Source organism: Flavimobilis soli (assembly GCF_002564025.1).
Lineage (GTDB): Bacteria > Actinomycetota > Actinomycetes > Actinomycetales > Cellulomonadaceae > Flavimobilis > Flavimobilis soli.
In genome coordinates this window covers 179,212-199,410 of record NZ_PDJH01000001.1, presented here as the reverse complement: position 1 = coordinate 199,410, position 20,199 = coordinate 179,212, and the positions used below count along the sequence as shown (strand labels likewise).

Annotated in this window: 13 protein-coding genes, 1 pseudogene and 1 riboswitch; of the genes and pseudogenes, 9 read left to right on the top strand and 5 right to left on the bottom strand. The window is 66.9% G+C overall.

Annotated elements, in window-relative coordinates; all coding sequences use genetic code 11:
* Window positions 1-65: 65 nt before the first annotated feature.
* The 4 genes from metH to ATL41_RS00895 all read left to right on the top strand — a co-directional run bounded on the left by metH (window position 66) and on the right by ATL41_RS00895 (window position 11,688).
* Window positions 66-3,611 (top strand): methionine synthase, encoded by a 3,546-nt coding sequence (gene metH / locus ATL41_RS00910; protein ID WP_098456793.1) that lies wholly within the window; start codon window positions 66-68, stop codon window positions 3,609-3,611.
* A gap of 215 nt (window positions 3,612-3,826) precedes the next feature.
* Window positions 3,827-6,727 (top strand): SNF2-related protein, encoded by a 2,901-nt coding sequence (locus ATL41_RS00905; protein ID WP_098456792.1) that lies wholly within the window; start codon window positions 3,827-3,829, stop codon window positions 6,725-6,727.
* Window positions 6,728-6,787: 60 nt separating this feature from the next.
* The gene (locus tag ATL41_RS00900; RefSeq protein ID WP_169924474.1) at window positions 6,788-8,704 is read left to right on the top strand and encodes a site-specific DNA-methyltransferase; all 1,917 of its coding nucleotides are present in this window, start codon (window positions 6,788-6,790) and stop codon (window positions 8,702-8,704) included.
* Window positions 8,704-11,688 (top strand): restriction endonuclease, encoded by a 2,985-nt coding sequence (locus tag ATL41_RS00895; RefSeq protein WP_098456791.1) that lies wholly within the window; start codon window positions 8,704-8,706, stop codon window positions 11,686-11,688. The genes ATL41_RS00900 and ATL41_RS00895 overlap by 1 nt, the downstream gene beginning before the upstream one ends.
* Before the next feature lie 81 nt (window positions 11,689-11,769).
* On the opposite strand, the pseudogene ATL41_RS13655 reads toward ATL41_RS00895, so the two are convergent.
* Window positions 11,770-12,651: pseudogene (locus ATL41_RS13655) on the bottom strand (methyl-accepting chemotaxis protein); the annotation flags it as partial.
* Between the two features lie 68 nt (window positions 12,652-12,719).
* Between ATL41_RS13655 and ATL41_RS00885 the strand changes: the two are divergent.
* A protein-coding gene (locus ATL41_RS00885) for an IS3 family transposase (protein ID WP_245854530.1) occupies window positions 12,720-13,984 on the top strand; the annotation gives its coding sequence in 2 pieces (ribosomal slippage) (window positions 12,720-13,032 and window positions 13,032-13,984; 1,266 coding nt in all).
* On the opposite strand, the gene ATL41_RS00880 is transcribed toward ATL41_RS00885, so the two are convergent.
* From ATL41_RS00880 to ATL41_RS13430, 3 genes are all read right to left on the bottom strand, one after another.
* Window positions 13,939-14,559, bottom strand: a complete 621-nt coding sequence (locus ATL41_RS00880; RefSeq protein ID WP_143556542.1) for a GAF domain-containing protein — start codon at window positions 14,557-14,559, stop codon at window positions 13,939-13,941. The genes ATL41_RS00885 and ATL41_RS00880 overlap by 46 nt on opposite strands.
* Window positions 14,560-14,625: 66 nt before the next feature.
* On the bottom strand, window positions 14,626-14,766 hold the full coding sequence (locus ATL41_RS13435; protein ID WP_245854527.1) for a hypothetical protein: 141 nt from the start codon (window positions 14,764-14,766) through the stop codon (window positions 14,626-14,628).
* Between the two features lie 175 nt (window positions 14,767-14,941).
* Entirely contained in the window at window positions 14,942-15,157 is a 216-nt protein-coding gene (locus tag ATL41_RS13430) for a dihydrofolate reductase family protein (protein WP_245854526.1), read from the bottom strand.
* A 147-nt stretch (window positions 15,158-15,304) separates the two neighbouring features.
* A riboswitch (TPP riboswitch) is annotated at window positions 15,305-15,423 on the top strand.
* 142 nt (window positions 15,424-15,565) lie between these two features.
* On the opposite strand from ATL41_RS13430, the gene ATL41_RS00870 reads away from it, so the two are divergent.
* The 4 genes from ATL41_RS00870 to ATL41_RS00855 are packed head-to-tail and all read left to right on the top strand — an operon-like array spanning window position 15,566 to window position 19,453.
* On the top strand, window positions 15,566-16,231 hold the full coding sequence (locus ATL41_RS00870) for a YkoF family thiamine/hydroxymethylpyrimidine-binding protein (protein WP_098456788.1): 666 nt from the start codon (window positions 15,566-15,568) through the stop codon (window positions 16,229-16,231).
* Complete coding sequence (locus tag ATL41_RS00865) at window positions 16,228-16,878, top strand: ECF transporter S component (RefSeq protein ID WP_098456787.1); 651 nt, start codon at window positions 16,228-16,230, stop codon at window positions 16,876-16,878. Before ATL41_RS00870 ends, ATL41_RS00865 begins: the two co-directional genes overlap by 4 nt.
* Window positions 16,875-18,611: an ABC transporter ATP-binding protein gene (locus tag ATL41_RS00860; protein WP_098456786.1), complete on the top strand. Its 1,737-nt coding sequence runs from the start codon at window positions 16,875-16,877 to the stop codon at window positions 18,609-18,611. The genes ATL41_RS00865 and ATL41_RS00860 overlap by 4 nt, the downstream gene beginning before the upstream one ends.
* The gene (locus ATL41_RS00855; RefSeq protein WP_098456785.1) at window positions 18,608-19,453 is read left to right on the top strand and encodes an energy-coupling factor transporter transmembrane component T family protein; all 846 of its coding nucleotides are present in this window, start codon (window positions 18,608-18,610) and stop codon (window positions 19,451-19,453) included. Before ATL41_RS00860 ends, ATL41_RS00855 begins: the two co-directional genes overlap by 4 nt.
* Before the next feature lie 21 nt (window positions 19,454-19,474).
* Here ATL41_RS00855 and ATL41_RS00850 read toward each other — a convergent pair whose 3' ends face one another.
* Entirely contained in the window at window positions 19,475-20,152 is a 678-nt protein-coding gene (locus ATL41_RS00850) for a DUF5701 family protein (protein ID WP_098456784.1), read from the bottom strand.
* Window positions 20,153-20,199 lie beyond the last annotated feature (47 nt).

Genomic DNA, 20,199 nt, shown 5'->3' with positions numbered 1-20,199 from the left:
GCACCTCGTGAGACGCCCCGTGGACACCGCGTCTCATTTTCAGGAGGCGGTCCTAGACTCGCCGCATGCTGACCGCGCGCGCCCAGTCTTTGAAGTCCGCCCTCGCCAGCCGGGTCGTCGTGGCCGACGGCGCGATGGGCACAATGCTCCAGGCCGCCGACCTGACGCTCGCGGACTTCCAGGACCTCGAGGGCTGCAACGAGATCCTCAACGTGACGCGGCCTGACGTCGTCGAGTCGGTGCACGACGCGTACTTCGCGGTCGGCGTGGACTGCGTCGAGACGAACACGTTCGGCGCGAACTGGTCCAACCTGTCGGACTACGACATCGACGACCGCATCACCGAGCTCGCGGAGGCGGGCGCGGTGATCGCGCGGCGCAGCGCGGAGAAGCACACGGCTGCGGACGGTCGGGAGCGCTGGGTGCTCGGCTCGATGGGCCCGGGCACCAAGCTGCCGAGCCTCGGCCACACGACGTACGCGCACCTCAAGGACACGTTCTCGCTGCAGGCGGAGGGCCTGGTGCGCGGTGGCGCGGACGCGCTGCTCATCGAGACGGCGCAGGACCTGCTGCAGGCGAAGGCCGCGATCAACGGCGCGAAGGCCGCGATGGAGCGCCTCGGAACGCACGTGCTGATCTTCGCGCAGGTGACCGTCGAGACGACGGGCACGATGCTCATGGGCTCCGAGATCGGCGCAGCGCTGACGACGCTGCGCGTGCTCGGCGTCGACGCGATCGGCCTCAACTGCGCGACGGGCCCGGCGGAGATGAGCGAGCACCTGCGCCACCTGTCGAAGCACTCCCCCGTGCCCGTGACCTGCATGCCGAACGCGGGCCTGCCCGTTCTCGGCAAGCACGGCGCGGAGTACCCGCTCTCCCCGGCGGAGCTCGCGGCGGCGCACAAGCAGTTCGTCGGCGAGTTCGGCCTGTCCCTTGTGGGCGGGTGTTGCGGCACGACGCCGGAGCACCTGCGCGCCGTCGTCGACGCGGTGGGCGGGGCTCCCGTCGTCGTGCGGGACCCGAAGCCTGAGCAGGGCGTGGCGAGCCTGTACTCGCACGTGGACTTCGACCAGGACGCGAGCTTCCTCGCGATCGGTGAGCGCACGAACGCGAACGGCTCGAAGGCGTTCCGTGAGGCGATGCTCGCGGGCGAGTGGGACGAGTGCGTGCGCATCGCGCGCGACCAGACGCGCGACGGCGCGCACCTGCTCGACGTCTGCGTCGACTACGTGGGCCGCGACGGTTCGGCGGACGCGCGCGAGGTCGTCTCGCGCCTCGCGTCGGCGTCGACGCTGCCGCTCGTGCTGGACTCCACGGAGCCTGAGGTGCTGCGCGCCGGGCTCGAGCTCGTCGGTGGGCGCGCCGTCGTGAACTCCGTGAACTTCGAGGACGGCGACGGCCCGACGTCGCGCTACGGCCGCATCATGCCGCTGGTCAAGGAGCACGGCGCGGCCGTGATCGCGCTGACGATCGACGAGGACGGGCAGGCGCGCACGGCGGAGACGAAGGTCGCGATCGCGAGCCGGCTCATCGACGACCTGGTCGGCACGTGGGGCATGGCGGTCGAGGACATCATCGTCGACACGCTCACGTTCCCGATCGCGACGGGTCAGGAGGAGACGCGCCGGGACGCGATCGAGACGATCGAGGCGATCCGCGCCCTCAAGGCGAAGTACCCGGGCGTGCACACGACGCTAGGCGTCTCCAACGTGTCGTTCGGCCTCAACCCGGCCGCGCGCACGGTGCTCAACTCGGTGTTCCTCCACGAGGCCGTCGAGGCGGGGTTGGACTCGGCGATCGTGCACGCGGCGAAGATCCTTCCGCTCGCGAAGATCCCGACGGAGCAGCGCGAGGCCGCGCTCGACCTCGTCTGGGACCGGCGGCGCTACGACGACGCGGGGAACCTCGTGCATGACCCGCTCGCGCACCTGCTCGACCTGTTCTCCGGCGTCGACGCCGCGTCGATGAAGGACCAGCGCGCCGCCGAGCTCGCGGCGCTGCCCCTCGGTGAGCGTCTCGCGCGTCGCATCGTCGACGGCGAGCTCAAGGGCCTGTCCGACGACCTGGACGCCGCGCTCGCGGAGGGGTGGAAGGCGCTCGACATCGTCAACGACCACCTGCTCGAGGGCATGAAGGTGGTCGGTGAGCTGTTCGGCAAGGGCGAGATGCAGCTGCCGTTCGTGCTGCAGTCCGCGGAGACGATGAAGACGGCGGTCGCGTACCTCGAGCCGCACATGGAGAAGGTCGTCGACGCGTCGGGCGGCTCGGCGAGCAAGGGCACGATCGTGCTGGCGACGGTGCGCGGGGACGTGCACGACATCGGCAAGAACCTCGTCGACATCATCCTGACGAACAACGGCTACACGGTGATCAACATCGGCATCAAGCAGTCGATCTCCGCGATGATCGACGCCGCCGAGGAGCACGGCGCGGACGTGATCGGGATGTCGGGGCTGCTGGTGAAGTCGACGCTCGTGATGAAGGAGAACCTTCTCGAGCTCAATGCGCGCGGGCTGGCGGGCAAGTACCCGGTGATCCTGGGCGGCGCGGCGCTGACGCGCACGTATGTGGAGGACGACCTCGCGGACCTGTACGAGGGCGAGGTGCGGTACGCGAAGGACGCGTTCGAGGGGCTGCGGCTCATGGAGCCGCTCGTGCGTATCGCACGGGGCGAGGCGCGCGACGCCGTCGGGCTGCCGCCGCTGAAGAAGCGTCGCCACGCCGTCGTGACGCCGACGTTCACGGACGACGCCGACCTGCCGGCGCGCTCCGACGTCGCGATGGACAACCCGGTGCCGACGCCGCCGTTCTGGGGCACGCGCGTCGTCAAGGGCATCCGCCTCGCGGACTATGCGGCGTTCCTGGACGAGCGGGCGACGTTCATGGGTCAGTGGGGGCTCAAGCCGTCGCGAGCCGACGGGCCCGGTTATGACGAGCTCGTCGAGACGGAAGGGCGGCCGCGTCTGCGGGCGTGGCTGGACCGGATCGTCGCGGAGGAGATGTTCGAGCCGACGGTGCTGTACGGCTACTTCCCCGCGTACTCGGACGGCAACGACGTGGTGGTGCTGCACCACGACGGGCCCGACGGCGGGTCTGGCGGCGAGCCGGGCACGGAGCGGATGCGGTTCACGTTCCCGCGGCAGCGGCGGGACCGGCACCTGTGCCTCGCGGACTTCGTGCGGCCGCGCTCCTCGGGCGAGGTGGACGTGCTGGGCGTGCAGCTCGTGACGATCGGCGCGCGCGTGAACGACTTCACGGCGGCGCTGTTCGCGGAGAACAAGTACCGCGAGTATGTCGAGCTGCACGGGCTGTCGGTGCAGCTGACCGAGTCGCTGGCGGAGTACTGGCACGCGCGGGTGCGTGAGGAGCTCGGGTTCGGGGCTGAAGATCCGGCTTCTTTGGACGGGATGTTCAAGGTCGAGTACCGCGGGGCGCGCTATTCGCTCGGGTACCCGGCGTGCCCGGACATGGAGGACCGGCGGAAGGTCGTCGAGCTGCTGCGGGCCGAGCGGGCTGGGGTCGTGCTGTCAGATGAGCTGCAGCTGCACCCGGAGCAGTCGACGGACGCCTTCGTGTTCCACCACCCGGAGGCTAAGTACTTCTCGGTGTAGGAGATCTCGAGTGGCGACCTCGGCCCAGGCACGTCACCGGCGCGGCGTGACACGCTCCCAGAGCGCATGTCACTAGCCTGGGCAGTACTCGGGACGACGCGTCAGGGACCGCGGCGCAGGGATGGAGACACTGTGGGGGCGTTGACACAGAGGGAACGGACTTGCCGTCACCACGGCATCGGCCGATCTCATGTAGTGCGGGGAACTGCGGTCGCATGACGTATCCGCTGACCACTTACCAGTTGAAGTACTACGCGCACGAGCTGCAGCGTAGCTACGCAAACGATCACGTCGGCAAGCTCGCCGGGCTCCTGTTCGACGCGCAGGTGGAGCCGAAGCCGCACCAGATCGACGCCGCGCTGTTCGCTCTGCAGACACCGTTCCTGCCGGGCGTGATCCTCGCTGATGAGGTCGGTCTCGGTAAGACGATCGAGGCGGGCATCGTCATCTCGCAGTACTGGGCGGAGCGCCGTCGCAGCATCCTGATCGTTGCTCCGTCGAGTCTCCGGCAGCAGTGGCAGCAGGAGCTGTACGAAAAGTTCCTGATCCCGTCGGCCATCCTCGATCCGAAGTCCAAGGACTCTCTGCTTGCCACAGCCGGCGGGCGCTCGGCGCAGGTGCTGATCTGTTCCTACGAGTTCGCGCTCCGTCACGAGGCCTCGCTGCTCAAGACGTGGGATCTCGTGGTCGCGGACGAGGCGCACCGGCTGCGCAACTATTGGACGGGTAAGACCAAAGCTGCTGAGGCCGTGGCTCGCATTGTGGCCGGTGCGCACAAGACGGTGCTGCTGACGGCGACGCCGCTGCAGAACAAGCTCGAGGAGCTGTACGGGCTGGTATCGATCTTCGACCCTGGCTACTTCTACTCCCTCGAGGCGTTCCGCGAGCGGTACGTCAAGAATCGTGAGCTGGGTGGCGATGACGACCTGGTGGAGCGTGTCGCGACCGTCTCGAAGCGCACGCTGCGGCGTGACGCGGACAAGTACATCCACTTCACCAAGCGCCTGCCGTTGACGGTCGAGTTCACTCCGTCGCCGGACGAGACGCGGCTCTACGATCTGGTGAACGACTACCTGCAGCGCGACGAGCTGTTCGCCTTCGCGGGCAGCCAGCGTCACCTCTCTGCCCTGATCATCCGTAAGCGCCTCGGCTCATCGACCTATGCGGTCGCGAGCACGCTGGAGAACATTGCGAACCGCCTGGCGGACGAGGTTGCGGCCGGGCGGCGCCGCGATGGTCGCGGTGGCCTCGTGGCAGCCGACTTCGCCATCGACGATGAGATCACCAGCGAGGAGCTGGAGGAAGCCGAGGAGATCGACGGCACCGCCAACGGTTCCCGCTCGTCGTCGTTGCCGCTGGACGAGTCGCTACTGAAGGCTATGCGCGCCGAGGTCGCGGAGCTGCGCGAGTATGCGGCGCTTGCCCGTTCGATCACGGAGAACCAGAAGGCGGTCAAGCTTGGTGAGGCGCTTGACCTTGGCTTCGAACGGCTGCGTGAGCTGGGTGCTCCTGAGAAGGCCATTATCTTCACGGACTCGACCAAGACGCAGGAGTACATCGCCCGCTCGTTGCGTGAAGCAGGTCGTGGCGAGGGACTCGTCTTGTTCAACGGCTCGAATAACGGGCCTGAGCAGACTGCGATCTACCAGGCGTGGCTGGAGAAGAACAAGGACGGTGACCTGATCACCGGCATCGCCGCAGTGGATCGCCGCAAGGCGCTCGTGGATTACTTCCGCACCGAGGGCACGATCATGATTGCGACCGAGGCGGCGGCGGAGGGCATCAACCTGCAGTTCTGCTCGATGCTCGTCAACTATGACCTGCCCTGGAACCCGCAGCGCGTCGAGCAGCGCATCGGACGCGTGCACCGTTTCGGGCAGAAGCACAACGTCGTCGTTGTGAACTTCTCGAACAAGGGCAACATCGCCGAGCAGCGCATCTTGGAGTTGCTGACGAACAAGTTCCAGCTGTTCTCCAGCGTGTTCGGTGCCAGCGACGAGGTGCTCGGAGCGATTGAGGACGGGCTGGACTTCGAGAAGACGATCAGCGATATCCTCACCCGCTGCAGGACCGCCGAGGAGTTGGACTCGGCGTTCAGGGAGCTGGAGGAACAGTACGCGGGCGAGATCTCACGTGAGATGGCCAGCGCCAAAGCGAAGGTCTTCGACAACCTCGACCCCCACGTCCAGGATCGCCTCAAGGCGTATGACACCCAGTCCGGCGAGGTGCTCAATAAGTTCGAACGCCTCCTGCTCGCGGCGACCCGGCACGAGCTGGACAAGTACGCGACCTTCGAGGGCGATGGGCGCACCTTCGTGTTGAACCATTCGCCGGTGAAGGACGCGCCGACCGGGCGCTACTTCTTCAAGTCACAGCCGTTGGAGAACGCCCACCAGTACCGCTACGCGAGCCCGCTGGCCCAGCACGTCATCGAGGCCTCGAAGACCCATGACACGCCAGCGCGGGAGCTGACGTTCTCGCTGAGCCAGTCGGAGCGTGTGAGCAGCGCGATCCGGGCGCTGGAGGGCGCGAGCGGTGAGCTGACGGTGAGCGTCGCGACCTTCCGCATGAAGGCACGCGATGAGGACATTTCCGAGTCCTACATGCTCGCCGGCGCACTGACCGATGACGGCCAGTGGCTCGACGAAGAATACGTCGCAGACATCTTGGACCTCACCTGCATCGAGATCAGCGAGAGGCCGGTGGCGATCGACGCGGCACGCTTCACGCCGCACCTGGACACTCGGCGGGCGGAGCTGGAGAAGGAAGTCCAGGGCCGCAACTCCCGCTACTACGACCAGCAGGAGGAACTGCTCTACCGCAATCAGCAGGATCGCAAGGCCGAGCACGAAGGCAAGATCCGCGAGTACCGAGCCAAGGAAAAGGAAGCCCGCAAGCTCGCCCGGCAGGCCGACGACCCGATGGAACAGCTACGACTCAAGAAAGAGGCCCGCAAGTGGGAGCAGCGTGCCGAGGAGGCCGACGAGGACTTCCGGGACGCGCGCAAGAAGCTCCGCGCCGAGGCCGACAAATACCTCGAGCTGATCGAGCAGGCTCTCCAGGGCACCCAGGAGACCGAGCACCTGTTCACGATTCGCTGGCGGGTTGTCACATAGACCACGGATCATTCACAAACCCGACGCAAATTGTTAAAATCATGAAAGAGAATCACCCGAATGACTGACGAGATCTACGAAACACCATCCACTACTCCGAACTTCCGGACCGAGCTGGCGGCGCAGCTTGCCGAACTGGTTCCCGAGGCAATCGCCGACGGCAAGGTGGATGTCGAGAAACTCAAGGAACTGCTCGACGACGATGTCGCGGATGGCGTGGAACGGTTCGGACTGTTCTGGCCCGGCAAGAAACGCGCCATGCGCGCGGCGCAGGAGCCGACCACGGCGACGCTGAAGCCCGACTTCGAGAACTCGAAGGACTGGGACACGACGAAGAACGTCTTCATCGAGGGCGACAACCTCGAGGTGCTCAAGATCCTGCAGAAGCACTACCACGCCAAGATCAAGATGATCTACATCGATCCTCCGTACAACACGGGTAAGGACTTCGTCTACCCGGACAACTACAAGGAGGGTCTCGACACCTACCTCGAGTGGACGCGCCAGGTCAACGAGGAGGGCAAGAAGCTCTCGACCAACGCCGACACCGAGGGGCGCTACCACTCCAACTGGCTCAACATGATGTATCCGCGGCTGAAGCTCGCGCGGAATCTGCTTACTGAAGACGGTGTCATTTTCCTGTCCATAGATGAAAACGAAGTTGGACATCTCCGTCAGATGCTGGACGAAGTGTTTGGGGAGTCCAACTTTGTTGCTCAGCTTGCAGTTCTGAATAATCCACGCGGTCGCGCGCAGGATAAGCACTTCGCGACGAATCATGAGTATGTGTTGGTCTACTCCAAGCGGGAGCTACCGAGTGGTGCGCTGTCGATTGCGAAGCCGCGGGAACAGCTGGAAGCTGAATATCCATACGAGGACGAGCGTGGAATGTATCGAACGCTTGGCCTGCGCAACTCACATCGAGAGTTTGGTCGGTTTAACCGACCGAACCTCTACTACCCCCTTTATGTCGATTCGGATGGCCAGGTATATACGGAAGAATCTGCTGATCGTACTGAGGTCTTCCCGATCTGGAACGACGGATTCGAGGGTTGTTGGACGTGGGGTCGACCAAAAGCAACTGCTGAGTCGGAGTCGCTTGTTGGGCGTGTGGCAGGTGGTCGCATGCAGATTTTTGTCAAGGAGTATGCTGAGGGGGCGCGGCGAAAGTTGAAGTCGCTGCTCTCTGAGAAGGAGCATACGACCGATTCCGGCCAGCGCGCGTTCAACGACTTGTTTGGCGGCACGGGAAAGATCTTCCAGGCACCAAAGTCACCTTTCTTGCTTGCCGACTTTGTTGAGGCCGGTACCGGAGAGGGCGATATTGTCCTCGATTTCTTTGCTGGGTCGGGAAGCACAGCTCACGCGGCATGGCTGGCGCAGCTCCGAGATGGTGGCGCCCGTCGGTGGATTGCCATACAACTTCCGGAGCCGACGCCCGCCGGCTCCGTGGCGCGCGACGCTGGGTTCGAGACGATTGCAGATATTTCCCGCGAGCGCCTACGGCGTGCGGGCGAAGCCGTCTCCGCAGACCTAGCCGCAGAGCAGTCGCTTGACTCAGGATTCAGAGCGTTCGTGCTCACTGACACGAACTTTTCGAAGTGGAAAGTTTCGAGCGACGTTGATCGCAACCAGCTCGAGCAGCACCTGTTCGACCTGCGTGAGTCGAGCAGTGCGGATGACGCTTCGACTGACGACCTCCTCACGGAGATCCTCCTCAAACAGGGTTACTCCCTGACCGAGCGGATCGCTCCGGTTGACGTGGCCGGCCTCAACCTTCGCTCGGTGGGTGATGGCATCGTACTCGCCTACCTGAACGAGCACGTCAAGCCGACGCTCGAGCAACTGCGTGCCGTGGTGGATGAGGATCCTGCTCGTCTGATCGTCCTAGAGGACGCGTTCCAGGGTGACGATCAGTTGAAGACCAATCTTGCCCAGCTCTGCAAGAGCAAGGGCATCGAGCTCTGGACGGCGTGATGAGTAGCGGGTTTAAGTTTGACGCCAGCCAGCCCTACCAGCTCGACGCGATCAAGTCTGTCGTCGATCTGTTCGACGGACAGCCGAAGGACGCCGAGAAGCTGGAGACAACGCTGCGCGGCCAGGTGGCCGCGCTCAACGAGACGGAGAACGCGGCGCTGGACCTCGATCTCTCGCAAGAGGTCGGCGCCGTCGGAAACCGCCTGGTGCTCGACCGCGACACAGTGCTCGCCAACTTGCAGCGCGTGCAGGACAAGAACGGCCTCGAGGTTGCCTCGAAGCTGTTCGATGACTCTGGCCTCGACTTCGATATCGAGATGGAGACGGGTACAGGTAAGACGTACGTGTATCTCCGCACCATCTTCGAGCTGGCCGCACAGTACAACTTCACGAAGTTCGTAATTCTGGTGCCGAGCGTCGCGATCCGCGAGGGCGTGAACACGAGCATTCGCCTCATGCGCGCGCATTTCGAAGATCTCTACAAGAAGCGCAACATTACCTTCGACTCGTCGGTCTATAGCGGTAAGACGGCTGAGGAGGTGCAGTCGTTCGCGACGTCGACCAACGTGCAGATCATGGTGATGACGATCGACTCGATCCGTGGCAACGCGAACACTCGCATCATCCACCAGACGCGCGACAAGCTGAACGGCTTGCGGCCGATCGACTACCTGAAGGCGACTCGCCCGGTCGTGATCATGGACGAGCCGCAGAACATGGAGTCACAGCTCTCGCAGTCGGCCGTCGGCGACCTCGACCCGGTGTTCACCCTGCGCTACAGCGCGACTCACAAGAAGCAGCGCAACGTCGTCTACCGCCTCGATCCCGTCGACGCCCACGATCTCGGGCTGGTGAAGCAGATAGTCGTCGCCGAGGTGCAGCAGCAAGGGGCGGACGCAGCGCCGTACGTCCGGCTCGTCGAGGTGCGGCGTGAGCCATCGTGGTCGGCCCGGCTGGAGCTGTCCTGCCGCAAGGCCGATGGCTCGCTTGAGCGGCGGATCGTGAGCGTGAGGCAGCACCAGGAGCTGTCGGACCCCCGCGTCACGAACAACCCGGTCTACGAGGGCTGGCGCATCAACGAGATGAGCATCGAGCCGGCCTACGTTGACCTCACCAGGCACGGCTTCCTCTATGAAGGCGAGACGATCGGCGCCTCGGCCGGTGCGATCTACAAGGAGATGATCCGCGAGACCGTCCGCGAGCACCTGCGCAAGGAATCGATGCTGCGCGCCAAGGGCATCAAGGTGCTCAGCCTCTTCTTCGTCGATAAGGTCGCCAGCTACCTGGGCGACGGCACGAACAACGACGACGCCAACGGCGACTTCGTGCAGTGGTTTGACGAGGTCTTCGTCGAGGAGCGTGCGAAGTCCGCGCGGTACCAGGAGCTGCTGCCGCAGTCGCCGAGCGAACTGCGCCGGGCGTACTTTTCCCAGATCAAGCGCGGCAAGACAACGACCTTCCAGGACTCGTCCGGCACCACCAAGGCCGATGACGACGCCTACGAACTGATCATGCAAGACAAGGCTCGACTGCTCGACGAGAACGAGCCCGTGCGCTTCATCTTCAGCCACTCTGCCCTGCGCGAGGGCTGGGACAACCCGAACGTCTTCCAGATCTGCACCCTGCGCGAGATGGGTGCCGAGACCGAGCGCCGCCAGACCCTCGGCCGTGGCCTGCGCCTCCCTGTCGCAAAGACCGAAGACGGCTACACCCGTGTCGCTGACCGTGGCGTCGCGACGCTGACGGTCGTAGCGAACGAGTCCTACACGAAGTTCGCGGACGAGCTCCAGCGTGAGTATAAGGACGCCGGCGTCGAGATCGGCCGGGTGCGCCGGGCAGAGTTCTCGAAGATCCCGCTGCAGGACGCGAACGGCGCGCTCACCGACGACCAGTTCGGCTACCAGCGCTCCGTCCTCGTGTGGGAGCACCTCAAGGACAAGGGTTTCATCGATAAGGACGGCACGGTTACCTCGAAGTTCCAGCCGAACCAGGTCGGCTTCGACCTCGGCCTGCCCGTCGACTTCGCCTGGGCTGAGCCGATCATCATCGAGCTGGTCGAGCGCGCCAACATCGGCAAGTACGTCAAGCCCGTCAGCAAGCGTCAGCCACGCGTGCTCAACAAGCAACTCTACTCGACACCGGAGTTCGAGGAGTTCTGGGAGACGATCAGCCAGAAGACCACCTACCGCGTCCGGGTCGGCCGCGACCAGCTGATCGAGAACGCCATCCGGGCTATCCACGAAGCGCCGAAGATCGACGCGCTGCGCATCCAGGTCACCCGCGCCGGAGTCAAGGTGCTGCGAGGCGGCGCCAAGGGTGAAGAACTCGGCACCCGCTCGGCCGACCTCAAGGGCAGCTACGACCTGCCCGACATCATCACGGAGCTTCAGGAAGCCACTTCTCTCACCCGCAAGACCATTGTCGACATCCTGATCGGCAGTGGCCGGCTGGGCGAGTTCATCGGCAACCCGAACGACTTCATCGCGATGACCAAACGTGCCCTCCAGAGCGAGCTGGCAAAGATCGTGGTCGACGGCATCCAGTACGAGCGGATCGCAGGCTCCGTTTACGAGCTGCGTGAGCTGCAGAGAGACGGTGAGGAGGAGAAGGAGCGCTTCCTCGACCAGATGTACAAGGTGCAGCACACCCAGAAGACCGACTTCGACTACGTCGTCTTCGACTCGGACGTGGAGCGCCAGTTCGCGGAGCTGCTCGACTCTCGCGAGGACATCAAGCTGTTCATGAAGCTGCCCGCCAAGTTCAAGATCGACACCCCAGTCGGCCCGTACAACCCCGACTGGGCGATCATCAAGCAGGAGGACGGCGAAGACCGGATCTACATGATCCGCGAGACGAAGAGCACCCTCGACGACTCGAAACTGCGCCCAACCGAGCTCGCCAAGATCAAGTCCGCCAAGCGCCACTTCGAAGCCATCGGCATCGACGACTACGCGCGGGCCGCACCGGGAGCGTGGAAGCTATGAGGCTGATCTCTGCTCACGTCCAGGGCTACGGCCGGATCGTCGATTCCAAGATCAACTTGGATGCGAATCGGGCGGGGCCGCTTACCCCACCCGCGTATCCACCACAGCCCGCACAGCCCCGACCTGGTGCGCGACGACCTCGCTGATCGTCTCCTGCGACTCGTTGATGCGGCCGACGGTCGCGCTGATCTCGGCGAGCGCCATCGTGATGCCGGTGACCTCCGTGTTGATGGCGGCGACCTTGCCCTCGACCTCCGCCGTCGCGCGGGCGGTCTGGGCGGCGAGCTCCTTGACCTCGCCCGCGACCACGGCGAAGCCCTTGCCTGCGTCGCCCGCGCGTGCGGCCTCGATGGTCGCGTTGAGGGCGAGGAGGTTGGTCTGCGCGGCGATCTCCTGGATGGTGCGCACCACCTGGCCGATCTCCTGGCTCGCGTGCGCGAGCGCCTCCACGCGCTCGTTCGTCGCATCCGACAGGGTGCGCCCTTCGGCGACGACGGCGGTCGCGTCGGCGACGTTCGACTCGACCGACCGGATGGAGTCGAAGAGGTCCTGCGCGATCGCGTTGACGCGCATCGTCGCCTGGAACCGCTCGAGGCTCTGCCCGATCATGAACGCCGTGTTCCGCAGCGCCGACTGCCGGTTCTCCGACAGCTCGATCGTGCGCGTGACGAAGAAGTCGAGCGTGCCGACGATCTCGCCACCCACCTCGACCGGCAGGCAGACGCCGGACTTCACGCCCGACCGTCTTGCAGCGGGCGCACGCACACAGTCCGTGACCTCGCCGAGGTCCGGGACGATGAGCATGTCGCCGCGCGCCCACGTGCGGCCCGCCACACCCACGCCCTTGACGAACGATGCCGTCCGCGTCACCTCCCGGAACTCCGGGCTGACCGTCCCCGACTCCTGCGCGAACTCGAGCGCGTCGCGCTCGGCGTCGATCGTCCAGTACGAGCCGTAGTCCCAGCCGAACGCCGTCCTGAAGCGCCCTGAGTTTGTTGGAGACTCCTGACCTTGGAAACGAGGATGGAGTCATGCCGAAGGAACTGGCGAATGGGAAGCCGACGACGCGTCGCTACTCGAGCGAGGAGAAGGCCGCCGCAGTGCGGATGGTGAGGACGCTGCGCGCTGAGCTCGGCGTCACGCAGGGGACGGTGCAGCGGGTCGCGACGCAGCTGGGTTACGGGGTCGAGTCCGTGCGGATGTGGGTCAAGCAGGCCGACATCGACGACGGCGTCACCCCGGGCGTGAGCAGCGCCGAAGCGCAGCGGGTGCGGGAGCTTGAGCAGGAGAACCGGGAGCTTCGCCGCGCCAACGAGGTGCTCAAGCGTGCGGCGTCTTTCTTTGGGGCGGAGCTCGACCGCCACTACCGGAAGTAGTCGCGTTCATCGACGCGAACAAGGACGACCTGGTCGACGGTCGCCGGCTCGGAGTCGAGCTCATCTGCAGACTGCTGCAGGTGGCCCCGAGCAGCTACTACGCCGCCAAGACCCGCGCCCCCTCGGCTCGCGCGCTGCGGGACGAGGAGCTGATCCCGCGGCTGGTCGAGCTGTGGGAGATGAACTACCGCGTCTACGGGGTCCGCAAGCTGTGGAAGGCGGCCCGACGAGCGAGGATCGTGATCGGTCGGGATCAGACCGCCCGGCTGATGCGGGTCGCGGGGATCGAGGGCGCCCGACGGTCGAAGCGGGTGAAGACCACCCGCCCGGATCCGGCGTCGGCGCGGCACCCGGACCTCGTCAAGCGCGAGTTCACCGCGACCGCACCAAACCGGCTCTGGGTGACGGACCTGACGTTCGTGCCCACCTGGGCCGGCGTCGCTTACGTGTGCTTCATCGTCGACGCGTTCAGCAGGATGATTGTGGGCTGGCGGGTCGCGTCCCACATGCGCACCGAGATGGTCCTCGACGCGATCGAGATGGCCCGCTGGTCCCGCGGTGCACGCCACGCCGATCTGCGCTGTCACAGCGACGCGGGCTCTCAGTTCACGTCGATTCGCTACGGCGAACGCCTCGCGGAGATCGGCGCGACACCCTCGATCGGAACCGTCGGCGATTCGTATGACAACGCCCTGGCCGAGACGGTGAACGGCTATTACAAGACCGAACTCGTCCGCGGACCTGCCCGCCAACGACCGTGGAAGACCGTCGAGGACCTCGAGCTCGCGACGCTCGGGTGGGTGCACTGGCACAATGCGCAACGTCTCCATGGCTACCTCGGCGACGTCCCGCCCGTCGAGTTCGAGAACGCGTTCTATGCTGTCCAAGCCGACCGCGAACTGCTGGTCGGAATCAAATAGCGCGAGTCTCCATCAGACCCAGGGCGCTTCATCCTGATCGTCTCGAGCGCCGTGCCGAGCGCCTCCTCGATGCTCGACGCCTTCGCCACCGCATGCACGACAGTCGTCAGCGCCGTGACGTCACGGTCGTGCTCGACTGCGATCTCCCGCTCCGCCGCCCGGTCGAACTGCCCCGACACGAGCATCCCCGCAGCACGCATGATCGACTGCCGCGACTCCGACGGCGTCCCCACCCCGCTGTTGAGGAACTGCAACACCGCCACAACCTTGCCGCGGCTACGCACCGGCAGCGCCACACCGCTCAGCAAGCCCGAGCTCTCGATCCGCGACACATCCACACCCGGCCCAGCCGTGCGCAGATCGTGCAGGACGGCCATGTCGTCACGCTGCCAACACGTCCCCGCCAGCCCCTCGCCCGGGCCCAGAGCCAAGCCCTGCGCATACTCGCGGAACTCGCGAGGCGCCGTCCCGTCGTCGTGCACCAGACGCAGCCGCTGCGACTCCACATCAAGCTTCCACACCATCGCGTACGTCCACCCGAACGCCCGACGGATCGCCACGAGCGCCTCCGTCATCACATCCCCCGCGCACGTCGCCGGTTCGAGAGAGTCTGACGCCAGCCCGTCAGCGCCGCACGGGGATCACGCGGACGGGCGCCGCACCCGGTAGCGGCCGCACATATGGTCGCGGTTGCGGGCGACGTCGATGGGCGCGGGGTCGAGCCACCCCGTGATGTGCGGGTGCCCGGCCCCGATGAGCATTGGGGCGTACTGCAGCCACACCTCGTCGCGCAGCCCGGCCTCGGCGAACTGCTGGGCGACTCCCCCCGCCTCCCATGACCCACAACACCCCGCCGTCCGCTGCCGTGGTCATCTCGGCGTGAATGTCACGCACGTCGGCGTGCCTGAGCCAAACATCGGCGCCCGCGGGGACGGGCAGGTCGCGGTGGGTGAGCACCTAGGTCGGCGGTTCGAACGGCCAGGGCTCGTCACGGCGCAGCATCCACTCGTACGTCGAGGCGCCCATGACGAGAGCCCCGACGCCGTCGGCCAGAGTCGCGTGCGGCATGGGTGCGGCCCAGTCGAAGTCGCAGGAGAACAGCCAGTCGAGCGAGTGCTCCGGCGTCGCGAGGAACCCGTCGAAGGTCGCGGCGGTGTAGTAGCAGGTCGTCATCGGGGCTCCTCGCGCGACGACAGCCTCGAGGCTGTGCGGACCGGGCACCCAGAATCTCACGTTCCCCAACCCCGCACCCGCGTCCGCTTGGTGGAACGGGCGCCGGCCCCGTTGGCCCTCGAGGCTCGTCGTCGTTACGGTGTGTTCACCAAGCCCCCGGGGAGCGCATGAGCGCTGAGAGTGCAGGCCGGACCCCGTCCCACCTGCAGACCCGTGGAACCTGATCTGGTCAGTACCAGCGTAGGGAGCAGGGCGGAGCATTCCCGTCCCCGTGCCCGCGCGCTCTCGGGCGCACGGATGCGGGGGCACGTCATGGGCATTTTCGTGTCCGCGGCGGCGTGGCGCTGCCACGCGAGTGGATGCATCGTGCTTGCCCACCCCCGGGGGCGTCGATGCACAGGAGCACGCATGTCCCTCTCCCCGTCCACGACGTCCGCACGCAGCGGTGCCCAGACTCGAGACCCCCTCGCCCTGGGGGTCGGCGCACGCCTCACGGTCTCCGTGATGTCCGACGACTATGTCGCGATCCTGCTCACTGCCCTCGCGGACACGGCCGCGGCATCCGCCCCCGGTCTGGTCATCGAGTCCGACGACGTCTCGACGTACGTCGGTGGCGCCGAGGCCGACGTCCTCGCCTACATCGTCGACCTCATCGCGCGGGTCTCGGCGAGCGGAGCGCACGTCGTCGCGCACGTTCAGCTCTCCCGCGGCTGCCCGGGCGAGCTGACGTGCGGGCTCGACGCCCCCACCCTCGCGATCCCGGACCTCACCCCGCTCGCACCCACAGGGGTCGAGGCCACCGCCCAGTGGGCGCTGTACCCGCTCGCCGACGGCCCCGGCGCCGACCACATGTCCCACATCATGCCGGTCATCGAGCGGGCCAAGGCCGCGGGGGTCGCGCGTGCGTCGCGGCACTTCGTCACCGAGCTCGCAGGCGACCTCGCCGACGTCCTCGGCACGGTCGCCGACGGCTGGCTCGCCGCCGGCCGCTCCGTCGCGCACGTCGTCACGCACGTGACGATCTCGACGAACCACCCGGACGCCGATGCTCCCGCGACGGAGGTGGCCCGATGAGCACACCCCGCACCGACCTGCCCGGCGCGACGGCCGACGACGCCGCGACCACGCTCCCGACCCTCGTGCCCCGCGACCGCCGCGGGCTCACGCTCCACGAGACCGTGCTGCTCGCGGTCCTTGCGGTCGTCTTCGGGTTCCTCTACTGGGCGTTCGTCCAGGCGTGGTACGGACTGCAGATCGCGATGGGTCCGCTCGGCGACCTTGCCCAGAATGTGCTCGCCGGCTCATGGATCATGGTCGCGCCTCTCGCCGTGTACATCGTGCGCAAGCCGGGTGTCGGCGTGGTCGTCGAGATTCTCGCGGCTCTCGTCGAGGTCGCGTTCCTCGGCTCCCCCGTCGGGCCAATGCTCCTGCTCGTCGGGTTCATCCAGGGTGCGACCGCCGAGCTTCCCTTCGCCCTCACGCGCTACCGCCATTTCGGCTGGCCGACGTTCCTCGCGTCAGGTGTCTCCGCCGGGGTTCTGACCTTCGCGTACAACGCGTTCCGGCAGGGATGGCTCGGTCAGGAGTACCTCGGCCTCCGCTTCGCGTTCACGCTCGCGTCGTGCATCCTGCTGTCCGCGGTGGCTGCCAAGCTCCTCGGCGACGGGCTCCTCCGCACGGGTGTGCTCGACAACCAGGCGATTGGGCGCGCCGCACGATGAACGCCGCCGTGGTTCTCCAGGGCGCGGGCGTCCACTATCCGACCGCGCCGACACCGTCGTTGCACGACGTCACGCTGGGCATCGCCGCCGGTCGATCCTGTCTTGTCCTGGGCCCGTCCGGCTCCGGCAAGTCGACACTCCTGCGGATGATCACGGGGATCGTGCCGCAGACCGTCGATGCCGCTGTCACGGGTGACGTTCGCGTGCTCGGCTCCGATCCGCGCGAGGTCGCAACGTTCGACCTCGCGCGGCATGTCGCGTACCTCCAGCAGAACCCTCTCGACCAGCTGTGCCTCGCCGGGGTCCTTGACGACGTGGCGTTCACCCTGGAGAACCACGGCGTACCGTCCGAGCACATCGCGGCGCGCGTTCGAGCGGCTCTCGCGCGGGTCGGGGCCGCTCACCTCGCCGACCGTCCCACTGGGACGCTCTCGGGCGGTGAGGCGCAGCGGGTTGCGCTTGCCAGCGTTCTCGTCGCTGAGCCGGCGCTCCTCCTGCTCGACGAGCCGACGGCGATGCTAGACCCGGCTGGCGCGCAGCAGGTGGGCGCGGCGGTCGCGACCGTCATGAACGACGGTGGTCCGACGGTCCTCCTCGTCGAGCATCGTCTCGACGAGCTCCCCACTCTGCCGGTCGACACGCTTGTCATCGACGCTTCGGGCTCCGTGCTCGCGCACGGGCCCACGGCCGACGTCCTCACGACGCATGCGCAGGCGATCGAAGCCATGGGGTGCTGGCTGCCCCTCGACGTGCGGCTCGCCTCGATGCCTGACGCGCTCACCGAGCCGTATCTTCCTGGTGCCCGCCGCGTCCCCTCCGCACGCTGCACGTCGACGCCGCTCCTGCGTGCACGGGGTGTCACCGTGCGAGCTGAGGCAGTGTCCACACCCGCGATCGGCGCACCTGCCGGAGCTGCCGTCGTCCGGCAGCGTCCCACGCTCGTAGACGGTGTCGACCTCGATCTCCGCGCCGGAACGCTCACTGCGATCCTCGGCGTCAACGGCGCAGGCAAGTCGACGCTCCTCAAGGCACTGGCGGGACTGTGCCCCGCCGAGGGCACGCTCACGTGGCCGGCCTACACACCGGGCCCGCCCTCGCCCCGGCGGCGCCGCATCCGGCGTCGCGAAGACGCGCGCAACCAGCCACGTGTCGGCATGGTGTTCCAGCATCCTGAGCACCAGTTCCTGCGTCGCACCGTGCGAGAGGAGGTCGCGCACGCTCGCCGCGCGGCCACGCGAGCCGCCGACGGGCCGTCGGTCGAGTCGATCCTCGACCGGTTCGGTCTCCGACACGTCGCCGATGCCGACCCGTTTCGGCTCTCGGGCGGGCAGCAACGGCGGCTCACGCTTGCTTCCGCGTGCATGAGTCCCGATCCCGTGCTGCTCGTGGACGAGCCGACTTTCGCGCAGGACCGACGGAATGCGGCACGCGTCGCGCGCGAGCTGCGCGCCATGGCAGACGCGGGCAGAGCCATCGTGGTCGTCACGCACGATCTGTCGCTCGCGGCCGAGCTCGCTGACGAGGTTCTCGTCATGGCTGACGGTCGCATGGTCGCCCGAGGTGCACCTTCAGAGGTCCTCACCGCGGCGACGACGGAAGGTTCCGGCTTGCGACTCCCCGAGCTCCTGCGCCGCCGTCTCGCCGAGGGACTCACTGTCGAGGGTTGGGCCCTCGGAACAACACGCTCGACCAGCGTCGCGCCTGCTCTGCAAGCCACAGGAGCACACCCATGAGCACGACCGCCGCAGCGGGCACGCGCATCGACCCTCGTGCGACCGCACTCGGACGGCGCAACCCGGCCGTCAAGCTCGCACTGCTGCTCGCGCTGTCGTGCGCGCTTCTGCTCGTCACCGACCCCGTCACACCGGCGGTGCTCTATGCGGTGGCGCTCGGCGCGATCGTCGTGAGCAGGTCGCTCGACGTCCGCACGCTGGTGCGCGCACAGATGCCGTTCCTCATGTTCGGCACGAGCATCGTCCTGGTCAACGTTCTGACGAGGCCGGGCGGTGCGCAGATTGCGATCGGACCTGTCGACGTGAGCAGGGCCGGGCTTGCGCTCGGGCTGTCGTTCGCCGCGCGCGCGATGCTCATCGGGGTGCTGTCGATCGTCTTCGTCCGGTCGACCGACCCTGCACGGCTCATGGTGAGCCTCCATCAGCAGGCACGGCTGCCGGGAACCATCACGTACGCGGTGCTCGCGGCGACCCGGCTGCTCGACCAGCTGCCCGACATGATGGAGTCCATCCGGCAGGCGCACGCTGTCCGCCAGCCTGATCGGGCGTACCGCACCGCGCCAGGACGCCTGCCGACGCTCCGTATGTCGGGCTCTCCCCGCTCGATGGGCGCTGCGGCGTTCACTGTCCTTGTCATCAGCCTGCGCCGCGGGGAACGCCTCGCGATGGCGCTGCAGACCCGGGCACTCGGCTCTGGGCCACGCACCTTTCTCAACCCTGTGACCGTCTGTCGGGCTGATGCGCTTCTCGCGGTCGGCGTCGTCGTCGTCGCGTGTGCCGTCGTGGCGTGGAGCAGCGCCTCCGGCTTCCTCACCGGGCCTGCGGCGCTCGTCGGCCGTTGAGCGGAGGGCCGCGCCGGGGCATCAGGCCCCGGTGCGGCCCTCCGCAGAAGCGAACCCGAACCACGTGTGCCGGTTGCCCCACCAGCACCAGCCGACCTTCGGCGCACCCTTACGCTCACGACCGTCACGACCCGTGCCGGACGAGATCCACAGCGCGGGCGTCCGCGTGTCCAGGTCACCGTTCGGCTTGGTCTTGCGCGAGCCGATCGTCATGAAGCAGGCGTTCGCCTCGATGATCCCTGGTGTCTGAAGCGCCCAGTGGATGCCCTCGACCAACGTCAGCGGCGTGCGGCCGGCGCCGGTCATGGCGGGGAGCGCCTCAGCAGGTGACCAGTTGCGCATCTCGTCACCGCGCGTCGGGTCGGCGACGACGTACACGTCAGCGTCCGGAAGCACCGCGTGCGCTGTGGGACGGAAGTCGTCGACGTTGGTCATGTCCTCGACGACGAACCCCTCCCGCACCTCCCCCGCAGCGCCCGCGCGGCCCGGCGCCGGGAGCCGCATGAGGTGCGCGAGCTTCGAGGCGGGAAGGACTCGCTCGTGGGGCACGAGGAGGGACCCCTCTGGGGTGACGGTCGCCAGGCGCGACGCCTCGGCGCGCAGCGCGTCCGGGTCAGCGATGAGGCCCAGGGAGATGAGCCGCTCAGCCTGTGCATCGAGCGGCGGGAGAACAACGGTGGGTGAAGTGGACACGCTCATGAGACCTCCGGGGACGACGGCGGCTCACGCCAACGCCGTCCGATGCC